General features: G+C 67.0%; 17 protein-coding genes. 2 read left to right on the top strand and 15 right to left on the bottom strand.

The annotated features are described in order from the left end of the window. Nucleotides 1-13: 13 nt before the first annotated feature. Genes BMW87_RS03345 through BMW87_RS03330 form a run of 4 tightly spaced genes read right to left on the bottom strand, consistent with a single transcriptional unit; the run spans nt 14 to nt 5,065 of the window. A complete protein-coding gene (locus tag BMW87_RS03345) occupies nt 14-1,015 on the bottom strand; it encodes an NAD(P)-dependent oxidoreductase (protein ID WP_093074123.1) in 1,002 nt (333 codons plus the stop codon). A gap of 33 nt (nt 1,016-1,048) precedes the next feature. Further along, the gene (locus tag BMW87_RS03340; RefSeq protein WP_093074121.1) at nt 1,049-2,098 is read right to left on the bottom strand and encodes a LacI family DNA-binding transcriptional regulator; all 1,050 of its coding nucleotides are present in this window, start codon (nt 2,096-2,098) and stop codon (nt 1,049-1,051) included. A 45-nt stretch (nt 2,099-2,143) separates the two neighbouring features. Beyond that, complete coding sequence (locus tag BMW87_RS03335; protein WP_371258769.1) at nt 2,144-4,015, bottom strand: TRAP transporter large permease; 1,872 nt, start codon at nt 4,013-4,015, stop codon at nt 2,144-2,146. Nucleotides 4,016-4,030: 15 nt separating this feature from the next. Beyond that, nucleotides 4,031-5,065 (bottom strand): TRAP transporter substrate-binding protein, encoded by a 1,035-nt coding sequence (locus BMW87_RS03330; protein ID WP_093056834.1) that lies wholly within the window; start codon nt 5,063-5,065, stop codon nt 4,031-4,033. 165 nt (nt 5,066-5,230) lie between these two features. Here BMW87_RS03330 and BMW87_RS03325 point away from each other — a divergent pair, with 165 nt between their 5' ends. Continuing rightward, complete coding sequence (locus tag BMW87_RS03325; RefSeq protein ID WP_093074117.1) at nt 5,231-5,752, top strand: HD domain-containing protein; 522 nt, start codon at nt 5,231-5,233, stop codon at nt 5,750-5,752. Nucleotides 5,753-5,785: 33 nt separating this feature from the next. On the opposite strand, the gene BMW87_RS03320 is transcribed toward BMW87_RS03325, so the two are convergent. From BMW87_RS03320 to BMW87_RS03270, 11 genes are all read right to left on the bottom strand, one after another. Next, the gene (locus tag BMW87_RS03320) at nt 5,786-6,535 is read right to left on the bottom strand and encodes a hypothetical protein (RefSeq protein WP_143062554.1); all 750 of its coding nucleotides are present in this window, start codon (nt 6,533-6,535) and stop codon (nt 5,786-5,788) included. Between the two features lie 91 nt (nt 6,536-6,626). Continuing rightward, nucleotides 6,627-8,111, bottom strand: a complete 1,485-nt coding sequence (locus BMW87_RS03315; protein WP_093074113.1) for a flavin-containing monooxygenase — start codon at nt 8,109-8,111, stop codon at nt 6,627-6,629. Between the two features lie 12 nt (nt 8,112-8,123). Continuing rightward, nucleotides 8,124-9,728, bottom strand: coding sequence for an MFS transporter (locus BMW87_RS03310; protein WP_093074111.1), 1,605 nt, complete (start codon nt 9,726-9,728; stop codon nt 8,124-8,126). 57 nt (nt 9,729-9,785) lie between these two features. Continuing rightward, complete coding sequence (locus BMW87_RS03305) at nt 9,786-10,421, bottom strand: PqiC family protein (protein WP_093074109.1); 636 nt, start codon at nt 10,419-10,421, stop codon at nt 9,786-9,788. Then, nucleotides 10,418-12,067: a PqiB family protein gene (locus BMW87_RS03300; protein ID WP_093074107.1), complete on the bottom strand. Its 1,650-nt coding sequence runs from the start codon at nt 12,065-12,067 to the stop codon at nt 10,418-10,420. The genes BMW87_RS03305 and BMW87_RS03300 overlap by 4 nt, the downstream gene beginning before the upstream one ends. Next, a complete protein-coding gene (locus BMW87_RS03295; protein ID WP_093074105.1) occupies nt 12,064-12,786 on the bottom strand; it encodes a paraquat-inducible protein A in 723 nt (240 codons plus the stop codon). The genes BMW87_RS03300 and BMW87_RS03295 overlap by 4 nt, the downstream gene beginning before the upstream one ends. Continuing rightward, the gene (locus tag BMW87_RS03290; RefSeq protein WP_093074103.1) at nt 12,783-13,427 is read right to left on the bottom strand and encodes a paraquat-inducible protein A; all 645 of its coding nucleotides are present in this window, start codon (nt 13,425-13,427) and stop codon (nt 12,783-12,785) included. Before BMW87_RS03290 ends, BMW87_RS03295 begins: the two co-directional genes overlap by 4 nt. Before the next feature lie 20 nt (nt 13,428-13,447). Beyond that, complete coding sequence (locus BMW87_RS03285) at nt 13,448-14,914, bottom strand: MFS transporter (RefSeq protein ID WP_093074101.1); 1,467 nt, start codon at nt 14,912-14,914, stop codon at nt 13,448-13,450. Continuing rightward, nucleotides 14,914-16,137: a multidrug effflux MFS transporter gene (locus BMW87_RS03280; protein ID WP_177192712.1), complete on the bottom strand. Its 1,224-nt coding sequence runs from the start codon at nt 16,135-16,137 to the stop codon at nt 14,914-14,916. Before BMW87_RS03280 ends, BMW87_RS03285 begins: the two co-directional genes overlap by 1 nt. Before the next feature lie 128 nt (nt 16,138-16,265). Then, nucleotides 16,266-17,126 carry a CmcJ/NvfI family oxidoreductase gene (locus BMW87_RS03275; protein ID WP_093074099.1) on the bottom strand — a complete coding sequence of 287 codons (861 nt, stop codon included), beginning with the start codon at nt 17,124-17,126 and terminating at the stop codon, nt 16,266-16,268. Between the two features lie 13 nt (nt 17,127-17,139). Further along, a complete protein-coding gene (locus BMW87_RS03270) occupies nt 17,140-17,937 on the bottom strand; it encodes an SDR family NAD(P)-dependent oxidoreductase (RefSeq protein ID WP_093074097.1) in 798 nt (265 codons plus the stop codon). A 197-nt stretch (nt 17,938-18,134) separates the two neighbouring features. On the opposite strand from BMW87_RS03270, the gene BMW87_RS03265 reads away from it, so the two are divergent. After that, nucleotides 18,135-19,997, top strand: coding sequence for a M48 family metallopeptidase (locus BMW87_RS03265; protein WP_093074095.1), 1,863 nt, complete (start codon nt 18,135-18,137; stop codon nt 19,995-19,997). Nucleotides 19,998-20,048 lie beyond the last annotated feature (51 nt).

Raw genomic sequence — 20,048 nt, 5'->3', positions numbered from 1 at the left:
GTGAGTCGGACGTTCAGGCGCGCGCGCCAAAGGCCTGCGCCCAGCGATAGGCCTCGGCCGCGTTCACCGCGCCCTTCGGTGCCCTGCCCTGGAAGATTTCGGCCAGCTGCGACACGGTCTCCATCGCCTGATGCTCGACAGCCGCCGGCGTGAGTCCGCCGATGTGCGGCGTGGCGATCACGCGCGGATGCGCTGCCACGCGCGGCGACGGCATCTGGTCAGGCGCGCGGCCCACGTCCACAGCGCACCCTGCGATCGTGCCGGCATCGAGCGCGGCGAGCAGTGCGTCTTCATCCACCAGATTGCCGCGCGAGGCATTGATGAAGTAGGCATGCGGCCGCATCGCGGCGAAGGTGGTGGCATTCATCATGTCTTCGGTCGCCTCGGTGGCCGCCGCAAGGCAGACAACGAAGTCCGACTGGGCCAGCAACGCGTCGAGCTCCACCTGCGCGAACTCGGCCCGGCCTGTCGCGGTGTACGGATCGTGCACAACGATGCGCATGCCGAGCGCCAGCGCCACGTCGCAGAGGTAGCGGCTGATCTGCCCATAGCCGATGACGCCCAGCGTGCTCCCGCGCAACTCGCGCCCCATCGCCGGCACCACGGGCCGGCCCGCGTGGTAGCCCTCAGCCGAGGCGCTGATGTGCCGACCCAGGTCGATCATCACGCCCACGATCCACTCCGACACCGAGGGAATGAACCCCGCGCTCGCCTGCGTCACCAGCACGCCATGCCGGCTGGCGGACGCCACGTCGATGTTGCGGATGTCGATGGCGCAGCGCACGAAGGCCGTGAGCTGCGGCAACGCGGCGAACAGCGCCTCGTCGCCCACCGTCTGGCGGTAGGAAATGATGGCGTCGCAGTCCCGTGCCAGTTCGGCCAGTTCGCGCGACGAGAGATCGGTGTCCGTAGGGTTGAAGCGCACCTGCGCAATGGCCCGCAAGGCGGCCGTGGCGCGGTCGCCGAAGTAGTGGGCGAGCTTGCTTTGCGGGTGGCTGACGAAAACCGTGGTCATGAAAAAAGACTTCTGCTCAGGGGAAGAAAAAGACTAGCCGCGCGGCGGCGCTACCGATTCGCGCGCCACCAGCGTGGGCGCAAAAACGAACTCCTGCGTCGAGATCGACGGATCCGACAGCCGGCTCATCACCCGCTCGACCATCACCTGTGCCATCTCGGGCACCGGCACGCGCACCGAGGTCATCGCGGGGTGCATCAGCGTCGAGAGAAACACGTTGTCGATGCCGATGACCGACACGTCCTGCGGCACCGCCAGGCCCGCATCGCGAAAGCCCGCCATCAGGCCGAAGGCCAGCAGGTCGTTCACGCCGATCACGCCGGTCGGGCGATTCTTCGACTTCGCGATGAGTCCGGCCTGCATGCGGCCGAGTTCGCTCATCATCGAATCGCCGTATTCGTCGACCGGCATGCCTTCGACGACCTGCGCGCTGCCCTCGAGGCCCGCGCTCTTCGCGGCAGCCAGGAAGCCGTTGATCTTCTCACTGCGGCTCATGGTGCGGCCCGACGGGGTGACGAAAGCCAGCCGGCGATGCCCCTGGTCGATCAGGTGCTGCGTGGCGATACGCGACGACTCGAAGCTGTCGACCGTCACGTGGTCGATCACCGAGGCCCCACCCGATGCGGCGGGCGTGGCGCGCCGGTCGTAGCTCACCACTACCAGCCCACGCTCGGCGGCAGCCTCCACGTGCTGCTCGTCGACCAGCGACGAGATGATGATCACGCCACGCACGCCATGCGCCATCAGGTCTTCGAAGAAATGCGCTTCCTTGGCGGCGTCGCGGTAGGTGTTGCCGATCATGATGCGAAAGCCGTAGCGCTCCTGCGCCAGCGTCTCGATCTCTCGGGCAATGAAGCCGTACATCGGGTTGGCCATCGACGGCACCAGCAGGCCGATCAGCGGCGTGTACCCCGTCTTGAGCTGCCGCGCCGAGGTGTTGGGCCGGTACTTGAGCTCGCGGATGGCGGTCTCGACGCGCGCCAGCGTCTCCTTGGCCATGCGGTCGCTGCGCCCGTTCAACACGTTCGACACGGTGCTGGTCGACACCCCCGCCCGCTGGGCGACATCGCTGATTCTGCTCACGGCATCCTTCCTGTTGTCTCTGGTCTTCGTCTTGTTGCGGTCCGCTCACATCCCCATGCGCAGCGGCAGCCACGTGGAGAAGGCCGGCACCAACACCAGCACCACGAGGGTAACGAACAAGACGGCCAGGTATTTCATCATCGGCCGCGCCACGTCCTTCACCTGCGTGCCGGTGATCGCGCAGGTGGCGAACAGGCCCAGCCCGACCGGCGGCGCGAACAGCCCGAAGCCCATGGCAATGACCATCACCGTGCCGAAGTGCAATGGGTTCACACCCAGCTGCGAAGCAATGGGCGTGAGCAGCGGCCCGAAGATGATGAGCGCCGGCGCGCCCTCGAGGATGGCGCCGAACACGATCATGATGAGCACCGACAGCATCACGAACATCGTGCTGCCGTACGAGTGCGCAAAGCCGATCATGTACTCCGACAGGTACTGCGGAATCTGCTGGATCGTGAGCGCGAACGACAAGCTCGACGCCGCCGCCACGATGAACAAAATGCCACCCGCCATCGACGCCGAGCGCACGAACAGCCGCGCCACCGACTTCACCGTGAGCTCGCGAAAAGCCAGCCACCCCACCACCAGCGCATAGACCACCGCGAACGAGGACACCTCGGTCGAGGTGGCAATGCCCGAGGTCACGCCCTTGCCGATCATCGCCACCATGACCAGCGCCACCAGCGCGCCGCCCAGCAGGCGGAACATGGGCGTGCGCACGTCGAAGGCCTCGTCGGGGTTGATCTTCGTGCCCACGTAGATGGTCACCGCCGCCAGCGACACCGCCAGCACCACGGCCGGAATCAGCCCCGCCATGAACAGCCCGGCAATCGAGATGTTGGCCACGAAGCCCATGATGATCATGTTGATGCACGGCGGAATGGTCTCGGCCATCACCGCTGTGCACGCCAGCAGGCCGGCGGTTTCGTTCGGGTCCTGCTTCGTCCTGCGTACGGCCGGCATGATGATGCCGCCCACTGCCGCGATGTCGGCCAGCTTGGAGCCCGATACGCCCGAGAAGAACGCAGTGGCCGTGATGGTGATGAGCCCCAGCCCGCCGCGCAGCCGCCCGAACATGCGCAGCAGCAGCTCGATGAGCCGCGACGACATGCCGTTGGCCTCCATCAGCAGGCCTGCCAACACGAAGAACGGAATGGCCAGCAGCACATAGTGGTCGGTGCCCGCCATCACCTGCTGCGAATACACCAGCATGGGCAGCGACGGATCGGCCATGAAGAACACCAGCGACGACAGCGCGAGCACGAAGGCAATCGGCATGCCCAGCGCCATGCCGCCGAGAAAGCCCGCCACGAGCAGCGCCCAGGGCGGAATGGCGTGCTCGCTCATCAGCGTGTTCCAGCCCACCACCGCCGCCGTCAGCGCCAGCCCCACGCCCAGCGTGGACCACACCATGCGCGAAGGCCCGTTCACCGCATTGGCAAGCCCGAACAGCGTCATGAAAAGGCTGCCGATGGCCACCGGGTACACGTAGATCCACTGCGGCAGGCCGATGGAGGTCGTCATGTTGTACGAATCGAGCAGCAGCTCGCACGACGAGGCGAAGAGGCTCGCCGACACGCCCACGATGATCCAGCTGCCGAACTGGATCAGCGCCGGCTGCCAGCGCGCCGGCAGCATGCCGCGAAACAGGTCCACGCCCACGTGCTGGCTGCGCGCCAGCACCGTGGCCGCGCCGAAGAACACCTGGATCACCATCAGCGCGCGCGCCACCTCCTCCGCCCAGTCGAAGGGGTCGTGCAGGAAGTAGCGGAAGACGACCGAGACGAAGACGACCACCACGTCGATGGCCAGCACCGCGCCGGCCACGTACTCGGTCATGCGCATCAGCCAGGCCAGCCAGCTGCCCGCGGCGTGGCTGGCATCGAAGCCAAGCGCGGGTTGCAACGGAAGCGACATGCTCGACATGGCGCTTCAGGCCCGGGCGCCGTTGATGGCGGCAAACAGCGGCCCGGTCTCCGGGTACTGCTTGGCGAAGCCGGCCCAGAGCTTCGTTTCCATTTCCTTGCGGACCTGGTCGCGCTCGTTCTTTGCCATGGGCGTGAAGGTGATGCCGAGCTTCTTCAGCTCTTCCATCACCTGCTGCGTGCGCTCGTTGCCGATCTGGCGCTGCTGCAGCGTGGAGTCGGCCGCGGCCTTCAGGAAGGCCGGGCGCAGCGTCGCGGGTACGCGGTCCATCGCGCGCTTGCCGGCCACGCAGACCATCGGGCTGAACAGGTGCTCGGTCATCCAGCAGTGCTTGACCACCTCGTTGAGCTTGTTTGCCAGCACCGTGCCCGCGTCGTGCTCGAAGCCGTCGACCACGCCGGTCTGCGCCGCCATGTAGAGCTCGCCAAAGGAAATGGGCGTGGGGATCGCGCCCATGATCTTGAAAGTCTCGATGAAGGCCGGCGTGGGCAGCACCCGCAGCTTCACGTTCTTGATGTCGGCCAGCCCCTTCACCGGCTGCTTGGTGTAGACGTTGCGCGCGCCGTAGTGCGCACCCCAGGTGATGATCTGGCAGCCCGTACTCTTGACCAGCATGTCGTTGAGCTTCGGCCCCACGCCCGCCTCCACGGCGCGCGCCACGTGCTCGTAGCTGTCGAACAGGTAGCCCAGGTCGAGCATGCCCAGCTGCGGCGTTACCGTGGCCCAGATCGAAGAGCCCGTGAGCATCATGTCGATGGAGCCCACCTTCACCTGCTGCACCACGTCGCTTTCCTTGCCGAGCTGGTTGTTCGGAAAGTAGTCGATGCGGATCTGCTCGCCCACCGCCTTCTTCAGGTTGGCCTGCATCAGCTGCACCCACGCGAAGTGCGACGAATTGAGGTCAGCCACGTGGGACGACGACAGCCGCAGCGCCACGGTTTTTTCCTGCGCGAAGGCGTGCTGCGAGAAACCCGCCGTCGCCGCGGCAAGCGACAAGGCGGACGATGACTGGACGAACCGGCGGCGTGAAAGCGAGGTCATTTTCTTGTCTCCTGGAGGGTTGTCGGGTCGTGCGCCCGTTTTGGTGGAACGATTTACTGTATCGATACACAAGAATGCCGGCAACGCTCTCCCGATAGGTGTTTTCCTCCGTAAACGAGGTAAAGACCGCCACAAAGGCAGAATGGAAAAACCACAGGACGCCGCATGACCACCATCACTTCATCGACACCCGACGCCGCCCGCGCCTATGCCGTCGAAATGCATGGCGACCAGAAGTACGGCCCGCATCCGTACGTGCACCACCTGGACGCCGTGGTCGCCCTGCTCCGGCCTTACGGCGACAAAGCGCGCGTCATCGGCTACCTGCACGACGTGGTCGAGGACACAGAGGCCACGGTGGCCGATGTGCGATCACGCTTCGGCGAACTGGTGGCGGCCTGCGTCGCGCTGCTGACCGACGCGCCCGGCGCCAACCGCAAGGAGCGCAAGGCCAAGACCTATGCGGCACTGGCGAAGGTAACGGGCGACGAAGAACTGGCGCTGGTGGTGAAGGCAGCCGACAGGCTGGCCAATGTGCGGGCATGCGTGGCGGACGGCCATCGCACGCTCTGGGACACGTACCACGGCGAGCATCCGACCTTCAGGGCCGCCGCGTTCAGGGCGGGGCAATGCGATCCGCTGTGGACGGAGCTCGACAGCCTGCTCTCCCCTGCGCACGCGCCCTAGCCAGGTTCGCACCAGACTCGCGCGGCATACTCATCAGGCGCCGCAATCGCTGCCCAGGTCCGTCTTGCTGCGCGACAGCGGCCGGATGGCATTGCTCCCAGTGGTCAAGGGCTCGACCACCTCTCGGCGGAACGCTTTCAGCGCCTTCGGCGTGTCGGGGCCCGTGCGCGAGGCCTCGATGGCAACGCGCCCTCCCGGCAGGCGCCATTCCTCGACCCTGAGATTCCCCCGCCGCTTGAGCCCGAGTCGTCTCGTTGTGCTTTCGCAAGCCGCGAAGCGGGCTTGCAGTGCCTCGGGAACCGGCGGCGGCGCGCTCGTCGATTGCACGGTGCAACTGCGCGAAAACGCGCGCACCGGATCTGCCGCGCCGGTGAACGACACGTCGATTTCGTCTTTCGTCTCGTCCTTCGGCCCGACCAGCGGACCCGCCGGGCACTGGGCGCCTGCAAAGCTGGGCACCGAAGGCAGCGGCGAGTTGCTGCGCAGCTTGTAGGTCAGCTCGTGGCGCGCCTTGCTCGTGCGCTCCCGCTCGCGAAGGATGGCCCTTGCGCCGACAACGTCCGTGGGCGCCTTCACCTCGCTGGCGTAGCGCACCCTGAAGAGGTCCGTTTCGATGTCGTTGTCGCCCGGCGCCAACCGAGCGAGTGCCTCTGCCGCGGTCTTGGGGCCGCCCTGAGACGGTTCCCAGCGAATCGCATACTCCGCCTGCGCTGCTGCCGCGCCCGATGCAAAGACTCCGATGCCGCACGCCAGGACCATGACCCATCCGGTTCGTTGCTTCATGACGGTTCCCTCTCCTTGGTGTGTTTCATTCTAGAAAGCAGGTTTTTTCGCCGCATTCCCTGGAAAGAGGATTGCTTGCGCACGCAATCCTCTAGGCGCGGCGAGGGTTCGAGAACTCCATCACCCCATCGTCCACCGCCCCAAAGCGCAGGCTGACAAGGTCGCGCGCGTAGTTCTGATACACCCGCCACGGCGCGCGCGAACCCTGCTTCGGAAACCTGCCCACCGCGCGCTGCACGTAGCCCGACGAGAAATCGAGCCAGGGCTCGGGTGCCAGCGTGGGGTCAGCGTTGCGCGGCGTGCATTGGGTGCAGCCCTGCTTCTCCATGTGATTGAGCAGCCGGCAAACATACGCGCAGGTCAGGTCGCTCTTGAGCGTCCATGATGCATTCGTGTAGCCGAACGACGAGGCCAGGTTGGGCACGTCGCTGAACATCATTCCCTTGTAGTTGAAGGTCGCGGCCGGGTCCACGCGATGGCCGTCCACGTCGAGCTGCACGCCGCCGAGCACCTGCAGTTCGAGGCCGGTGGCTGTGACGACCACATCGGCCTCCAGTTCAGCGCCCGACTTCAGCCGGATGCCGCGCGGCGTGAAGGTGTCGATCTGGTCCGTGACCATCGAGGCACGCCCTACGTTGAGGGCCGCGAACAGGTCGCCGTCGGGCACGAGGCAGATGCGCTGGTCCCACGGGTTGTAGCGCGGCGTGAAGTGCGTGGCAATGTCGTAGTCCGTGCCGAGAGCCTGCCGCACGCCGCCGAGGATCATCCGCTTCGCGCGCTCCGGCTTGCGCCGCGCGAGGCTGAAGAAGTACATGGCCAGCAGCACGTTCTTCCAGCGCGTGAGGCCATAGGCCAGCCTGTCCGGCAGAAAGCGCCGCAGCCCGTGCGCGATGGGGTCCTGTGCCGGTCGCGCTACAACATAGGTAGGCGAGCGCTGCAGCAGCACGACATGCGCAGCCGTCTTTGCCAAGGCCGGCACCAGCGTCATCGCGGTTGCGCCGCTGCCGATCACGACCACCCGCTTGCCGCTGCAGTCGAGGTCTTCGGGCCAGTGCTGCGGATGGACGACGCGGCCCGTGTAGTCGCCGATGCCCGCGAATTCGGGCGTGTAGCCGGCTTCGTACCTGTAGTAGCCGCTGCACAGGAACAAGAAGTTGCAGCGCACCCGTAGCGGAAGGCGCTCGGGGCCATGCTCGACATCGACACTCCAGCACGCATCGGCCGTCGACCAGGAGGCGCGCACCACGCGATGGTTGAAGCGGACCTTTCGGTCGATGCCATGCTGCGCCGCCGTCTCACGCAGGTAGTTCAGGATCGTGGGCCCATCGGCAATGGACTTCGCGTTCGTCCACGGCCGGAACGAATAGCCCAGCGTGTACATGTCGGAATCCGAACGCACGCCCGGATAGCGGAACAGGTCCCACGTGCCACCGCTGCGCTCCCGCCCTTCGAGGATGGCGTAGCTTCGACTCGGGCAGTTCGCCTGCAGGTGGTAGCCGGCGCCAATGCCCGAGAGGCCGGCGCCGACGATCAGGACATCGACGTGCTGCACCTGCTGTCGCTCTTCTTCCTGCATCGACTTGTCTCCTTAGCTCTTGCTGTCCGAACCTCCTGCGGCGGGAGTGCCCCGGATCATCAGCCACGCGCTCACCGCACTCAGCACGGCCAGCCCGGCGCTCAACAGCATCACCCAGCGAAAGCCCGCCACGAAAGATTCGGCCACGGCCCGCTTGACGGCTGCCGCCGTGGCGGCATCCACGCCCGGCGGCAGCGCCGCGCCGGCCAGCTTGCTGCGCTCGCCTTCCAGAAAAGCCGACACCTGCGCCGAGGCGCCCATCTCGCGCAGGTTGTTCGCCAGCGCCGCGTCGAAGGCCCAGGCCATGATCGCGCCGAACACGGCAATCGCCAACACCGCCGCCGCGCGCGACACGGCGTTGTTCACGCCAGAGGCCACGCCCGCCAGGTCGGGCCCGACCGCATTCATGACCGTGGTCGTCAGCGGCGCCACCGTCACCGTCATGCCGAAGCCCAGCACCACCACGGCCGGCAGAAAGCCGCTCCAGTAACTCGCCCCCACGCCCGGTAGCGCGAACAACGCAAAGCCCACCGCCGCAATCGAGGGCCCGATGACGAGCGGCATGCGCGGCCCGAAGCGGTCGACCAGTTGCCCGGCCCAGCCGGAAAGCGCGAACATGATGAAGATGAACGGCAGCAGCGCCGCGCCTGCCACGGTGGCCGAGTAGCCCTGCACCTGGATCAGGTTGAGCGGAAAGAAATAGAGCCCGCCGCCCAGTGCCGCATAGAGCAGCAGCGTCAGCAGATTGGCTCCGCTGAAGTTGCCGATGCGCAGCAGCCCCAGCGGCAGCATCGGCGTTCGCACCTTGCGCTCGACTGCGATGAAACCCACGCTGCCCAGCACGCCGATGACCAGCGCCGCGATCACGGCCCGCGAACCCCAGCCCTGCGTCGGCGCCTCGATGAAGGCGTAGACGATGCCGCCGAGACCGGCCGTTGCCAGCAGCGCGCCCCACACGTCGAGCCCGCCGCTGGCCGATGCGCCTCGGCTCTCGGGCACGTGGCGCCAGACGATCCACAGCACCAGCAGTGCCATCGGCACGTTGATGAGAAAAGCCCAGGTCCACGAGAAGTGATCGACCAGGAAACCGCCCAGCACCGGCCCCACGGCCGCGGTGATGCCGCTGAAGCCCGACCACGTGCCGATGGCCTTGCCACGCTCTTTCTCGGGAAAGGCCGCGCTGATGAGCGCGAGGCTGCCCGGCACCAGCAGCGCACCGCCGATGCCCTGCACCGCGCGCGCGGCAATGAGCTGCTGCACGTTGGCCGCAAGCCCGCAGGCCACCGACGACAAGGCGAAGATGCCGACGCCGATCGCGAAGATGCGCCGCCGGCCATAGTGATCGCCGAGCGCGCCGCCTACGAGCAACAGCGCCGCCAGCAGCAAGGCATAAGACTCGACCACCCATTGCGCCTGGAAGGCCGTGGCGAGCAGGTCGGCCTGGATGGCCGGCAGTGCCACGTTGACCACCGTGCCGTCGATGAAGGCCATGCTCGAACCCACGACGGCCGCGGCCAGCACCCATGGCTTGGAGGCCTCGGGACAGGCCCCCTCTTCCGCACGGGCGCCATGCAGGATCAGCGTGTGGTCGCTGGGCGCCTTGCCGATCTGTGCCATGGGGGTCTCCTTCTTATGGGATTCCGTCTTGCTCCTTCCCCACCGGGGGAAGATTGATCAGGTCGTCGTGCAGGCGGTCGCGGCGGGATTCGCGCGCGCCGCACTCACGCTGCGCGCCATCGCCGCGGCGGCCGCCGAGGTCACGCGCTGCGCCCCTTGCGCCACCGCGTCCATCCCGCTGCCCACGGCCTCGCCGAGGTTCAGCTGGCACACCACCGTGCGCGCCTCGTCCGAGCGCCGCAGCGTCCAGTTGAAGCTCGCATCGACACGCCCGCCATCGACCGCGTCGAACTGCTGCAGCTGCACCGCGATGCGCCACACCGGCTGCGAGCTCTGCCGGCCGCCCTTGGTCACGTCGAGCGCACCCAGCCGCCCGGCGATGCCGCTGGCCAGCGCATCGCGCAACTCGTTCTCGAACGACGCCGCCCAGCGGTGCTGCTCCAGCACCTCGACCTGCACGCTGCCGTTGGGCTGGCGCACCACCATCTGCGGCCGCGCGAAGCGCTCGGGCACGGCCACGGGCGCGAGCTCGATGTACAGCGGCGCGGCACTGCCGAGCGTCGAGGGCGCGGCTTCGGCGGCCGCCACCGGACTCGCCAGCGTGTAGTAGTTGTCGGGCTTGCTCGCGCAGCCTGCTGCAAGCACGGACAGCGCTGCCGCCGCCACGAATGCGAGGTGGTGGTTCTTCTTCATTTCTTGTCGTCCGGTTTGCCGCGCAGCAGCGACTCGGGGTGGCGTTCGAGGTAGTCGGTCAGCACGCGCACCGAACCCGCGGCGCGCGTCAGCTCCCGCAGCGTCTGGCGCATGTCCTGCTGCAGCGGCGAATCGTCGGCCAGCGTTCGCTCGGCACTGTTCACGGTCTTGCGCACGTCCTTCATGGCCGCGGCCAGCTCGGGGGTGACGTCGCTGTTGATGCGGGTCACCGTCTGCTCGGTGGCCGTCAGCGTCTTGTTGAGCGTGGCGAGCGTGGTGCGCAGGTCGCCTGCAATCTGCTCGTACGGCACCTTGTTGAGCTTGGTCGCGATTTCCTGCACCTGCGACTGGATCTCGTCGAGGCTGTTGGCCACTGTGGGCAGCTCGATCGGGCTCTTGTTCAGGTCGATCTTTGCCGGCGGCGCCTTCGGGAAGAAGTCGAGCGCCACATACACCTGGCCGGTCAGCAGGTTGCCGTTGCGCAACTGGGCGCGCAGGCCCTTCTCGGCCAGGAAGCGCAGCCGCTCCTGCTGCGTAGCACGAGATTCAACGCCGCTTTCACCGGCGCGGCGGCGCAGGCGATCGGGGTAGACCTGCACCAGCACCGGCATGCGGAACTCGCGCTCGGCGCGGTCGAACTCGACGCCGATCGACTTGACCTCGCCGATCACCACGCCGCGGAAGTCCACCGGCGCGCCCGGTGTGAGGCCGCGCAGCGACTGGTTGAAGTACATCAGTAGGGTTTGCGAAGGCCCGTCGGGCTCCTTCATGGCGGCGGCTTCGTCCTGTGCCAGCGTGAAGGCAGCGTTCTCCTTGGCGACCGGGCCCATCGCATCGTCGGGCGCCTGGAAGGCGATGCCGCCGAGCAGGATGGTTGCCAGCGACTGCGTGCGCAGCGTGAAGCCGCTGGCGCTCAACTGCGCGTCGATGCCGCTGGCCTGCCAGAAGCGCGTGTTCATGCCCACGAACTTGTCGTAGGGCGAATTGACGAAGACGCGCATGGTCACGCCGCGCCCGTCGCCGTCGAGTTCGTAGGCGGCCACCTGCCCGACCTTGACGCGCCGGAAGTACACCGGCGAGCCAACGTCGAGCGAGCCCACGTCGTTGGCGCGCAGCAGAAACTGCTTGCCGGAGTCGTCGCGCGTGACGATGGGCGGGGTTTCGAGCCCGGTGAACTCGCCCGCGGTGTCCTTCGACACGCCCGCGTCGGCGCCGATGTAGGCGCCCGACAGCAAGGTGTTGAGGCCCGAGATGCCCGATGTGTCGAGCCGTGGCCGAACCACCCAGAAGCGCGAGTCCGAGGCAGTGAAGCTCTCGGCCTCCTTGTTGAACTGCACCAGCACGCGCACGTGCGAGCGGTCGCGCGCCAGCCGAAGATGGGTGACGAGGCCGATCTGCACGTCCTTGTACTTGACGGCGGTCTTGCCTGCCTCCAGGCCTTCGGCGGTCTTGAAGGTCAGCACCACTTCGGGGCCGCGCTCCAGCAGGATGCGGGCCACGAGCGTAATGCCGACCAGCGCTGCCACGATGGGAATCAGCCAGATCAGCGAGGGCAGCCATTCGCGCCGGCGCACCACGCGCGGCTTCGGCAGCGGGGGCTGTGCGGACGGCGCCGGTTTGTCCTGGGGTTGGTCTTCTTCACTCATGCTGGTTTCTCGCCCCTGTTTTCATGTCCCTGCGCAACTTCGTTCTCCTGCAGGGTGGCCTGCGCCTCCCTGCTGTCCCACGTGAGCTTCGGGTCGAAGCTCAGCGAAGCCAGCATGGTCAGCACCACCACCGACCCGAAGGCCGCGATGCCCACGCCCGCGGTGATGACCGCGAAGCCCTGGATCTGCACCAGCCCGGTCAGCAGCGACACCACGAACACGTCGAGCATCGACCAGCGGCCGATCACTTCGATGATGTGATACAGCTTGGCCCGCTCCCGCCGGCGCCAGGTGCTGCCGCGCTGCGCCAGCACCACGAGCAAGAAAAGCACCGCCAGCTTGAACAGCGGCACCAGAAAGCTCGCAATGAAGACGATGGCCGCCAGCCCGTAGGCGCCCGACACCCAGAAATAGATCACCCCGCTCAGGATGGTGTCGTACTGCGCGCCGAACAGCGTGCGCGTGATCATCACCGGCAGCAGGTTGGCCGGTATATACATCATGCAGGCCGCTATGAGGAAGGCCCATGTGCGGTTCAGGCTCTGCCGCTTGCGGGTGTGCAGGTGCGTGCCACAGCGGCCGCAGGCGTCGCCTTCCCCGGCGTCTTTCCAGACGGCGGCGCAATGCGGGCAGGCCATGAGGCCAAGCGAGGCGGCGGTGGGAACCGGCGCGTCTTCGTCGTGATGTTCGTGCCGCTCGAGGAAGGCAGGCAGCTTCATGCCGACGCCCCGTCTTCTTCAGTCTTGGGTTCGTCCTTCGGGCGGAAGGTCATTTCCCAGAACGCGCCCGGGTTGAACGACAGCACAGCCGTCAGCATGACCGTCAGCGCCATGAAGGCCCACAGCGCCGGCCCCGGCACCACACTTGCCATGCTGGACAGCTTGACGATGGCCACCAGCACCCCGAGCAGGAACACTTCGATCATTCCCCAGGGCCGCAGCGACTGCATGGCCCGCACCAGCAGCGCGAAGCCCACGGGCCGGTGCTCGCGGCTCAGCGGAATCAGCAGGTACGCGAGGATGCACAGCTGCAGAAAGGGAAAAAGAATGGTCGTGGCCAGCACCAGCAGCGCCACCACCGACATGCCCTCGGCGCTGAGCGCTATCACCGCGCCGGCCAGCGTGGTCTGGCTGCGCAGGCCCTGGAGCTCGATCTCGACGATGGGAAACAGGTTCGCAATGGCGAACATGATCAGGCAGGCCACCGTCAGCGGAAGGATGCGGCGCTCCTGCTGGCCGGGGTGCCGGCCGAGCTCTGTGCCGCAGCGCGGACAGTGCGCCACGTCGCGGGGATGCAGGGGCGCACGGCTGTAGACCGCATCGCAACCCGGGCAGACCACGGTGTCAGGTACTTCCTTCATAGGTGAGTACCCTAACTCATTCAGCCGCCAGGACTTGTCGTCTTGAGCCGCAGCGTGCTGAAAACCGCTGCCACCGCGGCACAGCTGGCCGCCAGCACCAGCGCCACCACGGGGCCGTGGCCTCCGTGCGGGCTCCAGACACTGAAAACGCCCGCCAGCACCACGGCGCCCAGCGTCTGGCCGGTCAGCCGCGCCGTGCCGAGCATGCCGCTGGCCGCACCGCTGCGGTGCGCCGGCGGCGAAGTCACGATGGTGTGGTTGTTGGGCGACTGGAACAGCCCGAAGCCCAGCCCGCACAGCGCCATGCGCCACGCGATGTCGGCATTGCCCGGATTTGCCGGCAGCGCCGCCAGCAGCGCCAGGCCCGTGGCCAGCAGGCCCAGCCCGATGCCGCCCAGCAGCCCGTCGGGGTAGCGGCCGATCAGCCGGCCGGCGATGGGCGCCATCACCACGATGGCCAGCGGCCACGCCGTGATCAGCAACCCGGCCTCGATGTGGCTGCGGCCGTACACGTCGAGCAGCAGGAACGGCAGCGCGATGTAGGCCAGCATCTGCGCGCAGAACGCGGCGACCGAAGTACCCATCGACAGTGCGAACACCGGAATGCGCAGCAGGTCGATGGGGAACAACGGCACCGCCTGCTTGCGCTGGCGCTGCAGGTAGATAAAGCCGACGACCAAGCCCGCCAGCAGGATGCCCCACGCCGAAGCGTGTGAACCAGTGGCGCCCTGCACCGCTCCTTCGCGCACGCCGAGCCGGTCGACGCCCAGGAACACCAGCGAGAACATCAGCACGTTGAGCGCCACGTCGATCGGCGAGAAGCGCAGTCCGGCCGCCGGTGCCACGCGATTGAACGGCAGCGCCTTCATGCCCAGCGCGAAGGTGACAAGGCCCAGCGGCACGTTGATGGCGAAGAGCCAGGGCCACGATGCCACCGACAAAATGGCCGCCGCCACCGAAGGCCCGGCCACCGACGATGTGGCCACCACCAGCGAGTTGATGGCCATGCCCTTGCCCAGCTGAGCCGACGGATACGTCAGCCGCACCAGCGCCGCGTTCACGCTCATGATGCCGGCCGCGCCCAGCCCCTGGAAGGCGCGCGCCGCGATCAGCGTGCCGAGCGAATTCGCAAAGGTGGCGGCCAGCGACGACAACGTGAACACCGCCATCCCGACCAAGTACACGCGCCGGTAGCCCACGAGATCGCCCAGCGAAGCCAGCGGCAGCAGCATCACCAGCGTGGCGATCTGGTACGCATTGACCACCCAGATCGCCTGCGACGGGCTGGCCTGCAGCTCACGGGCGATGCCCGGCAGCGCCAGGTTGACGATGGTGCCGTCGAGCACCGCCACGATCAGCCCGAGGATGATGACCAGCATCGCCCAGCCGCGCTCCGGCTGGGCCAGCCCGTCGATGGGCTTGCGGGCTGCGTTGTTGCTGTCTTCTTCGGCCACCGGGAGCCCGGTGCCTGCGTGTACCGTGTTCATCAGGCTTGCTGCGCCCTTCCTGTTTTTTCAGTGGGCCCGGAACGCACGCCGCCCAGCGTGAGCCAGGTCAGCACCAGCGCAATGAGTGCGCCGCCGGCCATGCCGGCCACCATTGGCAGCGGCCGGCCGTCGGTGAAGAGACCCACCACCGCCATTGCCAGTGCGCCCGTCAGCATCTGCAGCGTGCCCAGCAGCGCCGAGGCCGTACCCGCGATGGCGCCGTGCATTTCGAGCGCCAGCACGCCGGTGGTCGGAATCACCAGTCCCATGAAGCCCGAGGCGATGAAGTACAGGACGATGAGCACCCAGATGTTGTCGCCGCCCATCGCGAAGTAGACGAACATCGCGACCATTGCCACGCCGCAGCACACCACGCCGAACTTGACGAGGGTGACCAGCCCGTAACGTTCGCCCAGCGAGCCGGTGAACTGCGAGGCCGCGATGAAGGCCGCCGCGTTCACTCCGAAGGCCACGCTGTAGAGCGCGGGCGACAGGCCATAGTGGTCGATCATCACGAACGACGAATTCGCCAGGTAGGTGAAAAAGCCCGCCATTGCGAAGCTGCCGATGAACACCAGCCCGAGGTAATGCTTGTCGCGCAACAGCAGCCAGTAGGCCGACAGCGCGCTGCCGAGGCTGCTTTCGACGCGTTCCGAGGCTGGACGCGTTTCATCGAGCAGCTTGACCATCATCGCCAGGCCCGCCACGGCCGCGATGGTCACCGCCCAGAACACGCCGCGCCATCCGGCAACCGCGATTACCGCACTGCCCGCAAGCGGCGCAAGGATCGGCGACACGCTGAACACCAACATCAGCAGCGACATCAGCCGCGCGGCATCGGTGCCGGTGTGCAGGTCGCGCACCACGGCGCGCGGAATCGCCATGCCGGCCGCTGCGCCCAGGCCCTGGACGAAGCGCAGCACGATCAGCGTCTGGATGTCGGTAGCCATCGCGCAGCCCACGCTGGCGAGCGCGAACAGCAGCAGTCCCGCATACAGCGGCGGCTTGCGGCCCACCATGTCGGAGATCGGCCCATAGAGCAGCTGACCCGCACCGAGCGACAGGAAGAACGCCGTGAGGCTCATCTGCACCGCGCCAATGTCGGCGTGCAGGCTCTGTCCGATGGCCGGCAGCGCCGGCAGGTACATGTCGATGGCGAAAGGCCCGATGGCCGAAAGCAGGCCCAGCAGCAGGGCCATCTTGAAGAAGGGGGAAGAACGCATTGAACCGATTGTCGCCAAGGGCGGTGATCGGTGCAGGCGTGGGGTCAGCGCCCGGCTGGTGCTAATTCAGGGCAAAGAATCGCGCGGGCGAGAGGTTGTAGAACTTTGTTCGGAAGAACAGTTTCAACTTATTTGCCGGCGGGCCAGAACACCAGCGCGCGCAGTTCGATGCTGCGCCGTGGCGGCGCCTCGCGCGAACCTGTCGGGTCTTCGAACGCGGTATGCGCGGTGTAGCGCGCCACACCGTCTTCGCGCGAGTCGTAGATCTTCAGCAGCAGGGCCTCGTCGGGCCGCATCCGCGGGAACCAGTACCAGCGGTGCTCCGGGTTCCAGGTGAACGAATAGGTCTCGCCCACCTTGTCGGGGTAGACCAGGTCGCTGGGCACGAGGTCCTTGGGCGAGATGGAACGCGCATCGCACAGTGCGAGCGGCAGGCGCTCCACGGTGGCCAGCGGGCGCCACAGGTTGATGATCGCGAAGCGGTGCTTCAAGCGTTCCTCGGCTTCTTCGGGCGGCAGGTGGGCGTGCACCCGGCGCGGCGCGGAGACGAAAGTCTGGTCGTTGTGCACGCGGCGCACCGGCTCGCGCAGCTCGGCCGTGCGGCGCGAACCCTGCGCGCTGTCGCGCAGCGTGTGGTCGAACACCACGATCTTCTCGGCGCCCGTGACGTCGCGCAGCAGGGCTTCGGCTTCACGGTAGTAGATGTCGCGGATCGTGGCGTCCTGCGAAAAATCGGCGAGCACGCTGCGATGCGAAATCTGCGTGAAGCCGCTGCGGTCGAGCGTCAGTTCGTTCAGCGCCACCAGCGGGCGGCCGTCGCGGATCGTCACGCGGCGCGACTCCAGTTCGCCGGTTACCCACGGCGTGCCGGGCGGCGGCTCGAAGGTGTAGCTCACGGGCCGGCCCTGGCCCGCCTTCAGGTAGTTGAGTTCTGCTTCCACCGAGGGCAGCGTGGCGGCAAGCATCTGTCCATTCGATCCGACGCTCATGTGGCGTGACTCCTCAAAACGGTTCCTTGAACGGCCGCAGGTCGAGTTCCTGCGTCCATGCGCTGCGGTGCTGCACATGCAGCTGCCAGTAACTTTCGGCGATGGCTTCGAGCTGCAACAGGCCGTCGTCGCCGGCTTGTTCCACGCGCTGCGGCGCGTTGTTGCGCAGGCGCTCGCCGTCGATGCCGCCATCGATCACCACATGCGCCACATGAATGCCCTGCGGGCCGAATTCGCGCGCCAGGCTCTGGCTCAGAGAACGCAACGCAGCCTTGGCCGCAGCGAAGGCCGCGAACGGCGGCTTGCCGCGCAGCGCCGCGGTGGCGCCGGTGAACAGCAAGGTGCCGCGTGCGTGCGCCCCGGCTGCCTCGAAGGAATTGGCCAGCAGGCCGCGCAGCGCCTCATGCCCGAAGATGAAGCCGCCCAGCGCGCTGGTGCGCCAGGCCTGCGTGAACTGGTCGACCGACAGCTCCAGCGTTGGCGCGCGCACCCCGCTCGCGGCATTGAAGACGGCCACGGTGAGCGGGCCCAGCGCCCTCGCCTTCTGCGCAATACCGTGCATCTCGGCCTCGCTCGCCACGTCGCCCGCAAAGGCATGAGCCCGACCGCCGGCCGCAACGATTTCGCCGGCCACCGCATCGAGCTGGGCCTGCGTGCGGCCGGTCAGCGCAACGATGAAGCCTTCGGCCGCGAAACGCCGCGCAAGTGCCGCACCCAGGCCCGCGCTGGCGCCGACACCGGCGATCCATGCAACGGGCGATGGCCCTGAACCAGACGACGACGGAGATGGAGTGACGGAGGTGACAGTCATGAATGAGCACGAAGGCTATACCTGCACCCCGGGCCTCGGAACGATGCAAAAGGGATAACCTTATTCGGCAGCAGGTCGGTGCGCGGCTCTGCTTGACGTTGCACCGGGCTTCACTGCACGCGCCGCGCCCGCTACCCTATCGCCTTCCCGGACCGTCTACAACAACTCACAGCAATCGCTATCCAGGAGCAGCACCCATGGCCCTCGCACGCACGATCCATGCCGACCTCTTGCGCGTGTTTCTTCTCACGCTCGTGTCGCTGTTCGCCATTCCGGCGGCGACACTGGTCTTCACCGAATACGCACTGCGTTCGCAGGATGCGGAATTCCTGCAGGCCATAGAAAAGCGCATCGCCGGCGACGCCCGCCTGTCGTCCGCGGACAAGACCGAGGCCACCGAGTTCTACCGCAGCCATCCGCTCTCCAAGGCCTGCGACGCCACTGCGCCGGAAGACAAGAACTTCCACGACAAGGTGTGCAGCCCCTACTCCATGCAGTGGCAGTTCCACTGGGCCGACCGCGCCGCCATCTGGACCATCGTGCTCGGCGCCGCTCTGCTCGCGGCGGCACTGGTGCTGGGCGCGCTGGCCTTTGCCAACCGCGGCATGCGCTATGCCAGCTTCGTCGCCGGCTGGCGGCTCATGACGGTGTCGAGCGCGGTCGAGGTCGTGCTGCAAAGCGCGATGCTGGTGTGGCTGTCGTTCTGGCTCACGGCGTACTTCTGGCAGAGCTACTACGTCAAGCTGATCGCGCTGGCGGGCATCGCGGCCGGGGCCGCGGTGTTCTATGCGATCTACACGCTGTTCAAGAAGCTGCCCTGGGGCAACGAGATCGAGGGCGAGCTGATCTCGCAGGCCGACGCGCCGCGCCTGTGGGAGCGCATCCGGCAGTTGGCTGGCCGCGTGAAGACCACGCCGCCAGACCAGATCGTGGCCGGCATCGACACCAACTTCTTCGTGACCGAAGCACCGTGCGAGGTCAAGGGCCGTACCTTTCAAGGTCGCACGCTGTTCGTCAGCCTTCCGCTGCTGCGCGTGCTCGACCAGACCGAAGCTGATGCAGTGCTCGCGCACGAACTGGCCCACCTGGGCGGCGGCGACACCCGCAGCAGCGCGGCGCTCGGCCCCAAGCTGCTGCAGTTCGACCAGTACACCTGGAAGATGCGCAGTGGCGGCCTCACCATCGTTGCGCACTACCTGCTACGGCTGTACCGCATGATCTTCTCGTTCGCCCTGGCGCGCGACAGCCGCGAGCGCGAATACAAGGCCGACCGCGTGGCCGCCGGCCTCACTGCGCCGCACGCCATCGTGCAATCGCTCATCAAGATCTCGGCCTACGCGAGCTACCGCAACGACGTCGAGCGCAAGCTGTTCGCGCAGAACCGCGAGCATGACGGCGCGCTGGGCATCGCCCGCTTCGTCGCGGATGGCCTGCCGCCCTATGCAAGCTCAGACGTGTTCATCGAGGCGATGAAAACGGCCGACGTGCCGCATCCCTACGATAGTCATCCGCCGCTGCTGGAGCGCATGCGCAACGTCGGCCATCACGTGCCCGAGAGCGCCTACGGCGCCATCGTCGCGACCGCACCTGAGGCTTCATGGGCCGACGACATCGAAACCGCCTCCGCCATCGAGCAGCGCCTGTGGAGCGAGTACGAGCAGCGCTTCGTGCAGAACCACGAGCTGAGCCTGGCCTACCGCTACGAGCCGGCCACCGAGGAAGAGCGCGCAGTGGTGCTGCGGCACTTTCCGCCGGTGAGCTTCGCGCTGAAGAACGGCGAGCGCATCGACATCACTTACGCCGGCTTGCACCCCGGTGCCGATGGAGGCTCGACGATCGGGTGGGACGAAGTCAAGGGCCTGACCTACAAGGACAGCAGCTTCGGCGACACCCTCATCGTCACCCACCACGACAAGGGCATGCTGGGCGCGCGCACCACCAAGGTGAAGCTCGCGGGCCTTGGCAAGCAGAAAGAAAACTTCAAGGCCGCCGTCGGGCACTACTGGCAACGGCACCAGATCATGAGGGCACAACAACAACGGCAACAACAACAGTCATGACACCCGGCGGCACCGCCGCCCCTCCCCTTTCCCGACAAGCTCCATAAAACC

The sequence above is a fragment of the Variovorax sp. OV084 genome, assembly GCF_900111625.1.
Lineage (GTDB): Bacteria > Pseudomonadota > Gammaproteobacteria > Burkholderiales > Burkholderiaceae_C > Variovorax.
This window is presented reverse-complemented; position numbering and strand designations above follow the sequence as displayed.